We start from the raw sequence: 9,884 nt of genomic DNA on the forward strand, positions 1-9,884 counted from the left end.
CGTAGGCGCGAATTCCGGCGGGGAAGGCGGCCATGGTCTTGGCGTCCACCGTTTTGCGGTTAAGCCGCTGCTGCAGGTCGGCGAAGCTGGCGACCTTGCCGTCACGACGCACCAGAAGTTCACCGTCGATAACGCCCTCCTGGTCCAATGCATCGACCACGTCGGGGAAGGTCCTGGAGATGTCGTCGCCGGTGCGGGTGTAGAGCCGGCGCACGCCGCCCTCGTTCACCGCCTGCACGCGGATGCCGTCCCACTTCCACTCAGCGATGTAGTCGGTGGGCTCCAGTTTGGCGAAGTCCACGGCCTCGTCGATGGCCTGGGCCAGCATCACCGGGCGGAAGCGGCCGGGATTGTCGGATGACGGCTTCTCCGAGCGGCCCTCCAGCCAGGCGAACAGGTCCTCATAGGGCGGATGCTGGGCGTGCCACAGCTCCTCCACCTCGGCCACCGGTACGCCGCCCAGATCGGCTGCGGCGTGCGGAGAGGCCGACGCGGAGGCCGCCGGTCATCAGCTTCAGCAGCGCCCAGCGGGAAGTGGGCTCGGCAAGCGCGTCCAGCCAGCCCTCGATCAGCCGCTGGACCTCCGGACGGGTGGCGGTGCGCAGGGCGTGCACCACCTCCGAGAGGTCAGGCTCGCGGTTAGCCCCGGGGCGGGAGGGCCAGACCAGAGCCACGGTCTCCGCCAGGTCGCCCACATAGTCGTAGGACCAGCGGAACAGCTGGGCGTCCATGCGGCCCTCGACGGCCTTGCGGATGAAGGCCGGCTTGGCCGCGCCGAAGGTCAGGTCTCCGGTGAGCGCGGCCAGGGCCCACCCGCGGTCGGGGTCCGGGGTGTCGCGCAGGTAATCGCGCACCAGAGTCAGCTTGGCGTTGCGGGAGGCGGTCAGGGACAGGCGGTCGAGAAGCTCCGCGAAGGCGCGCATCGACCGACCTTAGGCTCGCGCCGGCCGGGCGTCAGCCCTCGCCAAGCATGCCTTCCGAGGCCTCGTCGCCGTCATCGCGCGTCTCGCCGCCGCCGGTCTTCGAGAGGCCGTCGTCGGAGGGCTCGGACGTCTCGGGCTGCTTGAGGCCGCCGTCCTTGAGCGGCTCGCGGGGCGGTGAGCTGGGTTCGGACATGGCGGGCTCCTTCTGGTCCAGCCAACGCGAGGGGAAGGTGGCGCGTTCCTAGCCATCCTCGTCCTCATCGTCGTAGCCCACCAGGGCCAGCGCCCGGGCCGGCACGCCGTGCAGCTCGGCCCATCTCGCCAGAGCCTCCTCGCGGCCGTGGGTGATCCACAGTTCACCGGGGCGCAGTTCGTCCACCGTGGCGGTGAGTTCGTCCCAGTCGGCGTGGTCGGAGATCACCAGGGGCAGCTCGACGCCGCGCTGGCGGGCGCGGGCGCGGACCTGCATCCATCCCGAGGCGAAGGCCGACACCGGATCGGGGAACCGGCGGCTCCAGCGGTCCTGCAGGGCCGAGGGCGGAGCGATGATGATGGCGCCGGCGAAGTCCTGCTTGGCGGCCACCGTGGCGGGCGCCAGGGGGCCCAGGTCGATCCCATGGCGCTCATAGAGGGCGTTCAGCCGCTCGAGGGCGCCATGCACATAGATCGTCTTGTCCCAGCCAGCCTCGCGCAACAGGCGGATGATCCGCTGCGCCTTGCCCAGCGCATAGGCGCCGACCATGTGGCTGCGCTCAGGGAACTGGGCCACCGAGCGCAGCAGGCGGGCGATCTCGCCGGCGTCGTCAGGGTGGCGGAACACCGGCAGGCCAAAGGTGGCCTCGGTGATGAACACGTCGCAGGGTGTGGGCTCGAAGGCCGGGCAGGTGGGGTCGCGCCGTCGCTTGTAGTCGCCCGAGACCACCATGGTCAGGCCCTTCCAGCGCACCACCGCCTGGGCCGAGCCCAGCACGTGGCCGGCGGGGACCAGGGTCACCTCCACCTCGTCGCGGGCCACCGGCTGGCCATAGGGCGCGGCCTGGCGGCCCTCGGCGAAGCCGGCGCCGTAGCGTTCGGCCATGATGGCCAGGGTCTCCGGCGTGGCCAGCACGGCGCCGTGGCCCGCCCGGGCGTGGTCGGCGTGGCCATGGGTGATCACCGCGCGGGCCACCGGCCGCACGGGATCAATGTAGAAGTCGCCGGGCGGGCAGTAGAGCCCCTCGGGCTTCGGGCAGAGCAGGTCCTGGGGCCGGATCATGGGAGCCTAATGTAGGACGCGGGGGGAGGCTCCGCATTGACCGCGTGGCGGGTTCCGCCCTACCCCGTCGGGACATGACCCTCGACCCCGAGTTTCTGCGCCAGATCGGCGAGACCATGGCCACGGGCGTGCCGCAGGCCGCGGCCCTGGGCTTCCGGTTCCTGTCGGCGGGCGATGGCCGCGGATCCATCGAGGTTCCCTGGCGCGACGACCTGGTGGGCGACCCGGACACGGAGGTGATCGCCGGCGGGGTGGTGACCTCGCTGCTGGACCACACCTGCGGCCTGGCGATCACGTCGCTGGCCACGGCGCCTTTCTCCACCGCCACCCTGGACCTGCGCATCGACTACATGCGCCCTGCCGCGCCCCGGGCCGGGGTGATCGCCGAGGCCCACTGCTACAAGCTCACCCGCACCATCGCGTTCGTCCGCGCCGAGGCCTGGGATGCGGACCGGGCCGACCCCATCGCCACGGCGCAGGCGGCCTTTGTGCTGAACCGGGGCCCGGGCGCATGAGCGAGAGCGCCGCCGACCAGCTCAGCGCCTTCCTGCAGCGGGTGCCCTACGTGCGGTTCCTAGGCATGCGCGCCGAACTGGCCGGGGACGAGATGACCGCGGTGCTGCCGTTCGCGCCGCACCTGGTGGGCAACGTCATGCTGCCGGCCCTGCATGGCGGGGTGATCGGGGCGTTCCTGGAGATGACCGCGCTGGCGCAGCTCTCGGTCACCCAGCCCTCGGCCCGGGTGCACAAGACCATCGACGTGACCATCGAGTACCTGCGGCCGGGTCGCGCCGTCACCACCTACGCCCGCGCTGACCTGCGCAAGGTGGGCCGCCGGATCGCCAACGTGCATGTGGAAGCCTGGCAGGAGGCCAGCGACCACCCGGTCGCCTTCCTGCGCGGCCACTTCCTGCTGAGCGCCGACAGCTAGGCGGGCGGCAGGGCCGCGCGGTCCTTGCGGATGGCGTCCAGCGTCGCCTGAGCCTTGGCTGTCTCCGCAGGGTCGCCCTTGGCCTGCAGCAGGATCTGGGTGGCCTCCATCTCGCGCACCGGCAGCAGGTGGGTAGCGTCGGCGGGCTTGAACGGCAGGGTCTGGATGCGCGCCAGGATCGCCCGCTGGCGCAAGGCCTCCGGGGTGTCGCCGACCCCGTAGCTGAACATGAAGTCACCGATCTTCTTCTTCAGCGCCGGATCGAGGTCCTTGCGCCAGATCATTGGATCCTCGGGGATGCGCGGCGAGCGCCAGACGATATCGACGGCGGCGATGGTCCGCCGGGCCATGTCAGTGTCCAGCATGGCCATCCGCTCCATGGAGGCGGTGTTGTTGGTGGCGGCGTCCAGGGTGCCGGAGCCCACGGCGAACAGGTTGGCCTCGTGGTTGGCCGAGCGGGCGGTGGCGAAGCAGGTCTGCGGATCCAGGCCCCGCGGCGCGAACAGGTAGGTCATTGGCGCCAGCGTGCCGGAGGTCGACTTGGCGTCGCCCATGCCGAAATCCAGCGTCCGGTCGCAGGCGAGCAGCTTGTCCAGGGTCAGGCCGCTACCCCTCCGGACGATGATCACCGCCTCGTAGCCGTCGACGCCGTTGGGGTTCACCGAGCGGGCGAACACCTCGGCGTTGGCGCGGCGCACCGCCTCCAGCCCCGACTGGTTGGTGAACCAGCCCACGTCGGTCTGCCCAAAGCGCATGGCCTCGATCAGGCTGGTGTAGTTGGAGCCGAAGAACGGCTTCACCTTTAGGCCCGTGGCCTTTTCCATGTCCGCCAGGAAGGGGGTCCAGTCGCCGGCCTGGCTGGCCTGGCTCTCCGCCGAGAGGATGGAGAAGTTCAGGGTGTCCTTGGCTGGCGCCGCCTTGTCGCCGCCGGAGCAGGCCGAAAGCGCCAAGGCGGCCGTGACCAGGATCGTTCGAAGGGTCATTTCGTCTCCGCCCGCGGCAGCCGCATCTGGACGACCTCGCGGGTCGGCCGGTTGATCCCGAAGATCACCCGTCCGTCGCGCTTGTCCATGGCTATGGCCTGGCCCTCGATGGGCGCGCGCCATGTCCCCACGTGCCGGAGCTCGGTACCGCCCACCGGAAGCTGCAACTCATAGACTTCGCCCAGGTCATGGCCGGTCACATAAAGTCGGCCCCGCGGACCCCAGGCGCCGCCGGAGGTGCTGTAGGGTTTGAAGCGGTCCAGCACGCTGGGCGGGAAGGTCCACTGCCCGCGATTGCGCCATTGGTCGTCGAACTTGACCAAGGCGCTCTGCCGATGATCGCGCCCCGGCTCGCCGCCGCGGCCGTCATAGTTGGCGAAGCCCGCCCACCAGGCGCCGCCCTGACGGTCCACCCAGGTCAGCGAGCCGACCTGCCGGCCGAGGGGAATTGAGCGAAGGTGAACCATGCGGGCGGGATCGAACACCTCCACCGAACTGGTCATCGGAGTGGCCGGATAGTTGGAGCTGGCGCAGACCAGTTCGCGGCCGATCACGTTGCAGGAGTTCATGTGCGGATAGCGGGCCGGGTCGCCGGTCCACAGGGCCACGCGCCGGCCAGTGGCGCGGTCGTACTTGCCGATCTGCGAGTTGGCCACGGCGTAGAAATGGGTGGCGTCCACGGCGACGCCCTGGGTGGCTTCGTCGGCCTTGTAGCGCCGCAGGACCTCGGCGGGCGCCTGGGCCGCGGCCGGGACGGCCAGAGCGAAAGCGAGCACGATCAAGGCCTTACGCACGCTGCAAGCCCGCCCGGCCGGCCTCGACGGTGAAGCGGGCCAAGTCGCGGATCGGCGAGCGCGGCACGAGCGCACTCGTCAGCCCACGGAAGGTTACCCGGCATTCGGAACGGCTGAGGTCGACCCGGCCGTAGCCACGGGTCTCGCCCTCGGTGAACTTGATGTGCGGATTGTTGGCGGCCAGGCGGGCCATGGCGGCGTTCTCCGCCCCCGAGGAGCTGATCGCCCCGCCGACGAATTCGCTGCCGATGGGACGGCCGCGCTCCAGCCCCAGGTCGCCGGCGATGAAGGTGTGGATGTCGCCCCCAAGCGCGATGGGATTGGCGACCTTGGCGTCGCGCCACTGCTGAAGAATCCGCCCGCGGGTCTGCGCGTAGCCGTCCCAGCCGTCGTTGCTGTAGCGCCGCTCGCCGGTAGGGGTGATGCGCTCCAGCTCCCCCATGACGTATTGCTGGGTGAGCAGGTTCCAGCGCGCCTGCGACCCCGCCAGGGTGTCCATCAGCCAGCGCTCCTGGGGGGCGCCCAGCAGGGAACGGGCCGGGTCGGTGCGCTCGGGGCAGTCCGGGATCGACTTGCCGTCGGCCAGCGCCTCGCAGGTGCGGCGCGGTCGGTGCTGACGGGTGTCGACAAGCTGGAACTGGGCGAGCCGGCCCCAGTCGAGGGACCTGTAGAGCTGCATGGCAGGGCCCACCGGCAGCGAGCGGCGGCGAAGGGGCATGTGCTCGTAGTAGGCCTGATAGGCCGCCGCCCGGCGGCGCAGGAAGCTCGCGGGGTTGGTCTCCGGCTGGTCCTGGTCACCGCCGTAGTCGTTCTCCACCTCATGGTCGTCCCAGATCACCATCCAGGGGGCGCAGGCGTGGGCGGCGCGAAGCTCTGGGTCGGACTTGTAGGCGCCGTAGCGCAGACGGTAGCCGGCCAGGTCCACCGGCTCGGCCCCCGGATGGCGGCGGACGCCGGCGTTGGTGGCGGCCTGTTCGTAGATGTAGTCGCCCAGGAACAGCACCAGGTCGGGGTCGTCATCCACCAGGTGGCGATAGGCGCCGTAGTAGCCGGACTCGAACTTCTGGCAGGAGGCGAAGGCGAACCGCAGGCGGTCCACCGAGGCGCCGGGGGCCGGCGTGGTGCGCGTGCGGCCGATCGGGCTGGCGTGGCCCGCGGCGGTGAAGCGGTAGAAATACGCGCGGCCGGGTCGCAGCCCCGCCACCTCCACATGGACGGAGTGGCCGGCTTCGACGACGGCGAGGGCCTCGCCGCGGGCGGCCACGCGCCTGAACCCCGCGTCGTGGGCGACCTCCCAGCGCACGGCCACCGGCGCGGCAGTCATGCCGCCGGCGGGCTCCAGCGGGCGGGGCGCGAGCTTCGTCCAAAGCACCATGCCATCGGGCGTGGGCTCGCCCGAGGCGACGCCCAGGGAGAACGGATCGTCCGGCATCCGGGTCTGGGCGGCGGCCGAGCGCCAGGCGCCGGGGGTCAGGGCGGCGCCGGCGATCAGCGCCGCCTGGACCAGCAGCCGGCGGCGGGAGGGGGTTGTCATGCTCATGCCCGGACCATCGCGCGAATTTGCGAAGGCCGTAAGTCATCCGGGCCCGAGGCTCGCACGAAACTACTGCTTGAGCGGCGCCGTCGTGAGGGCTACCCGCAGGCCCATGTTGCAAGGTCTTTCCCACCACGCCCGCCAGGCCAAGAGCTGGCCCTTCGAGCAGGCGCGCCTGCTGTTGGCGCGAACCCTGCGCCTGCGGCTCTCCGACGCCGAGCGCGACCTGGCCGCCAGCCTGATCGGCGAGGGCAAGGCCAGTGAGGCCGTGGCGACGCTGCCGGCGCTGGCCAAGCCGGTGATCTTCCAATGCGGTTTCGGCGCCTCCGGCCTGCCGCACATGGGCACCTTCGGCGAGGCGGCGCGGCCGACCATCGTCAGGAACGCCTTTCGCGCGCTTACCGAGGACGCCATCCCCACCAAGCTGATCGTCTTCTCCGACGACATGGATGGCCTGCGGAAGATCCCCGACAACGTGCCCAACCGCGCGATGCTGGAGGAAGACCGCGACAAGCCGGTCACCAAGGTGCGCGATCCGTTCGGCGAGCACGAGAGTTTCGGACACCACAACAACGCCCGCCTGCGCGCCTTCCTCGACGCGTTCGGCTTCGACTACGAGTTCCTGTCGTCCACCGACTGCTACACGTCCGGGCGGTTCGACCCGGTGCTGCTGCGGGTGCTGGAGCGGTTCGACGCCGTGCAGGCGATCATGCTGCCGACGCTGGGCGAGGAGCGCCGGGCCACCTATTCGCCGTTCCTGCCGATCAGCCCCACGTCCGGCCGGGTGCTGCAGGCGCCGACCCTGTCGCGCGACGTGGAGAAGGGGACCATCACCTTCGCCGACGAGGACGGAACGCGCGTCGAGGTTCCGGTCACCGGCGGCCACGTGAAGCTGCAATGGCGCCCCGACTGGGCGGCCCGCTGGGTGGCGCTGGAGGTGGATTTCGAGATGTCCGGCAAGGACCTGGTGGACAGCGTGCGGGTCTCCAACCGCATCGCCAAGGCGCTGGGCGGCGAGCCGCCGGAGGCCTTCCACTACGAGCTGTTCATGGACGAGAACAACCAGAAGATCTCCAAGTCCAAGGGCAACGGCCTGACCATGGACGAGTGGCTGCGCTACGGCACGCCGGAGAGCCTGTCCTACTACATGTACCAGTCGCCCAAGTCGGCCAAGCGGCTCTATTTCGACGTCATCCCCAAGGCCACCGACGAGTACCTGCAGCAGCTCGACGCCTACAACCGCAAGCTGGGCGAGGGCGCCAACGCGGCCCTGCTGGATAACCCGGCGTGGCACGTCCACGGGGGCCAGCCGCCGGAGCGCGGCTCACCCGTGTCGTTCAGCCTGCTGCTGAACCTGGTGTCGGCGGCCGACGCCTCCACCAAGCAAATTCTCTGGGGGTTCCTGGCGCGGCACATCCCCGGCGCCACGCCCGCGAGCGAGCCGCTGCTCGACCGGCTGGCCGGCTATGCGATCAACTACTACGAGGACTTCGTGAGGCCGGCGAAGACCTTCCGCTCCCCCGACGACCGGGAGCGGGCGGCTATGCTGGACCTGGCGGCGCGCCTGCGCGCCCTGCCCGCCGGCGCCGACGCGGAGCTGATCCAGGCAGAGGTCTTCGAGGCCGGCAAGGCGGCGGGCTTCGAGCCGCTTCGTGCCTGGTTCAGCGCGCTCTACGAGGTGCTGCTGGGTCAGAGCCAGGGTCCGCGCTTCGGCTCCTTCGTGGCCATCTTTGGCGTGGAGCGGACGCTTGAGCTGATCGACCTGGCGCTGGCTGGGGAACTGGTCAGCGCTCGGGGCTGAGGGGTCATGGCGGCGACGCAGCGCCTGCCGCGAGGCCGAGCCACCCCTCACCCTGCCCTCTCGCCCCGCAGTGACGTGTCGGGGGAGAGGAGGGGGTTGCACGGTTTGCTCTCATCTCCCCCCGCGAAGCGAGAGGGGAGAGGGTGGGGTGAGGGGTGGCGCAGGATTGTCCGCGCCCGCCGAGGTTCAGCCAGAGTCTGGGTCATGGCGGCGACGCTCCGCCTTTGCGAACGCAGAGCCGCCCCTCACCCTACCCTCTCCCCCCGCACTTCGTGTCGGGGGAGAGGAGGGGGTTGCCAGTTGACGTTCGCGTCAACGGAACCTAGGTTTCCCTTGCGTTCGCCACCTGAACCCGAGGGAGGGTCCGATGTCAGACCTGCGCCGCCCTATTCGCACCTTCACGATCCGGCAGCTGTGCCAGGAATTCAAATGCACGCCGCGCGCCCTGCGCTTCTATGAAGACAAGGGGCTCCTGAACCCCGCCCGGGACGGCATGAACCGGGTCTATTCCTACAAGGACCGGGCCCGCCTGCAGCTCATCCTGCGCGGCAAGCGCGTGGGGCTGGCCCTGGCCGAGATCGGCGAGATCCTCGACCTCTACGAGGCCGACGAGACCGGCGCCCAGCAGGCCGCCAAGTCCCTGCGCAAGTTCCGCGAGCGGATCGCGGCGCTGGAAAGCCAGAAGCTGGACATCGACGGCGCCATCGCCCAGCTCCAGCAAGGCATCGCCGCCATGGAGAAGCGCCTGTCGGAGACCGACCTGCTGCCCCGCGCCGCCGACTACGATCAGGTGTTGCGCCGCAGGCTCGACGGCGTGGAACATAGCGAAACCAAGTAACGCCGGGCCTGCCGCCCGGAACCGGGAGCGCCGATGACCTACCAACCCCCCGTGCGGGACTACGCCTTCCTGCTGCGCGACGTGCTGCAGCTGGAGCGCTACGCCAATCTGCCGGCCTTCGCCGATGCGTCCATGGACACCGTCGACCAGATCCTGGAGGAGGCCGGCCGGTTCACCGCAGAGGTGCTGGCGCCGCTGAACAGCGTCGGCGACAAGGAAGGCTGCCGCTGGAACCCCGACTTCACGGTGACCACCCCCACCGGGTTCAAGGCCGCCTACGCCAAGCTGGTGGAGGCCGGCTGGCCGGCGCTGGGGGCCGATCCCAACTATGGCGGCCAGGGCCTGCCGCATGTGGTCAACCTGGCGTTCTCGGAGATGTCCTCGGCCGCCAACATGGCGTTCTCCATGTATCCGGGCCTGACCCACGGCGCCTATTCCGCGATCCGCAACGGCGGGTCGGACGCGCAGAAGGACCTCTACCTGCCCAAGCTCGCCTCGGGCGAATGGGGCGGCACCATGAACCTCACCGAGCCCCACTGCGGCACCGACCTGGGGATGCTGCGCACCAAGGCGGTCCCGCAGGCCGACGGCAGCTATCGGATCAGCGGCCAGAAGATCTGGATTTCCGGCGGTGAGCACGACCTGACGCCGAACATCGTCCACCTGGTGCTGGCCCGGATCGAGGGCGCCCCGGCCGGGGTGCGCGGGATTTCCCTGTTCATCGTGCCGAAGTTCATTCCCGACGCCGACGGCAAGCCGGGCGCCCGCAACAGCGTCTTCTGCGCCGGCCTGGAAGAGAAGATGGGCATCCACGGCAACGCCACC

General features: G+C 70.3%; 10 protein-coding genes and 1 pseudogene. 5 read left to right on the top strand and 6 right to left on the bottom strand.

Annotation, left to right across the window (positions count from 1 at the left end):
- The 3 genes and pseudogenes from ACLL81_RS16165 to ACLL81_RS16175 form a co-directional block, all read right to left on the bottom strand.
- A pseudogene (locus tag ACLL81_RS16165) lies at positions 1 to 923 on the bottom strand (cisplatin damage response ATP-dependent DNA ligase); the annotation flags it as partial.
- A gap of 31 nt (positions 924 to 954) precedes the next feature.
- Positions 955 to 1,116, bottom strand: a complete 162-nt coding sequence (locus tag ACLL81_RS16170) for a hypothetical protein (protein ID WP_411289394.1) — start codon at positions 1,114 to 1,116, stop codon at positions 955 to 957.
- A gap of 48 nt (positions 1,117 to 1,164) precedes the next feature.
- On the bottom strand, positions 1,165 to 2,178 hold the full coding sequence (locus tag ACLL81_RS16175) for a ligase-associated DNA damage response exonuclease (protein ID WP_411289395.1): 1,014 nt from the start codon (positions 2,176 to 2,178) through the stop codon (positions 1,165 to 1,167).
- A 44-nt stretch (positions 2,179 to 2,222) separates the two neighbouring features.
- Here ACLL81_RS16175 and ACLL81_RS16180 point away from each other — a divergent pair, with 44 nt between their 5' ends.
- The gene (locus ACLL81_RS16180; protein ID WP_411289396.1) at positions 2,223 to 2,693 is read left to right on the top strand and encodes a PaaI family thioesterase; all 471 of its coding nucleotides are present in this window, start codon (positions 2,223 to 2,225) and stop codon (positions 2,691 to 2,693) included.
- Positions 2,690 to 3,109, top strand: coding sequence for a PaaI family thioesterase (locus tag ACLL81_RS16185; RefSeq protein ID WP_411289397.1), 420 nt, complete (start codon positions 2,690 to 2,692; stop codon positions 3,107 to 3,109). The genes ACLL81_RS16180 and ACLL81_RS16185 overlap by 4 nt, the downstream gene beginning before the upstream one ends.
- Here ACLL81_RS16185 and phnD read toward each other — a convergent pair.
- Genes phnD through ACLL81_RS16200 form a run of 3 tightly spaced genes read right to left on the bottom strand, consistent with a single transcriptional unit; the run spans position 3,106 to position 6,426 of the window.
- Complete coding sequence (phnD, locus tag ACLL81_RS16190; RefSeq protein WP_411289398.1) at positions 3,106 to 4,092, bottom strand: phosphate/phosphite/phosphonate ABC transporter substrate-binding protein; 987 nt, start codon at positions 4,090 to 4,092, stop codon at positions 3,106 to 3,108. The genes ACLL81_RS16185 and phnD overlap by 4 nt on opposite strands.
- Complete coding sequence (locus ACLL81_RS16195) at positions 4,089 to 4,868, bottom strand: hypothetical protein (protein WP_411289399.1); 780 nt, start codon at positions 4,866 to 4,868, stop codon at positions 4,089 to 4,091. The genes phnD and ACLL81_RS16195 overlap by 4 nt, the downstream gene beginning before the upstream one ends.
- A 10-nt stretch (positions 4,869 to 4,878) precedes the next feature.
- A complete protein-coding gene (locus ACLL81_RS16200; protein ID WP_411289400.1) occupies positions 4,879 to 6,426 on the bottom strand; it encodes an alkaline phosphatase D family protein in 1,548 nt (515 codons plus the stop codon).
- A gap of 106 nt (positions 6,427 to 6,532) precedes the next feature.
- On the opposite strand from ACLL81_RS16200, the gene ACLL81_RS16205 reads away from it, so the two are divergent.
- From ACLL81_RS16205 to ACLL81_RS16215, 3 genes are all read left to right on the top strand, one after another.
- Entirely contained in the window at positions 6,533 to 8,221 is a 1,689-nt protein-coding gene (locus ACLL81_RS16205) for a lysine--tRNA ligase (protein WP_411289403.1), read from the top strand.
- Positions 8,222 to 8,588: 367 nt separating this feature from the next.
- Positions 8,589 to 9,059: a MerR family transcriptional regulator gene (locus tag ACLL81_RS16210; protein WP_411289401.1), complete on the top strand. Its 471-nt coding sequence runs from the start codon at positions 8,589 to 8,591 to the stop codon at positions 9,057 to 9,059.
- 33 nt (positions 9,060 to 9,092) lie between these two features.
- Positions 9,093 to 9,884: acyl-CoA dehydrogenase family protein (locus ACLL81_RS16215; protein ID WP_411289402.1), on the top strand; the 792-nt coding region annotated here is incomplete at its 3' end.

Source organism: Phenylobacterium sp. (assembly GCF_046590535.1).
Lineage (GTDB): Bacteria > Pseudomonadota > Alphaproteobacteria > Caulobacterales > Caulobacteraceae > Phenylobacterium.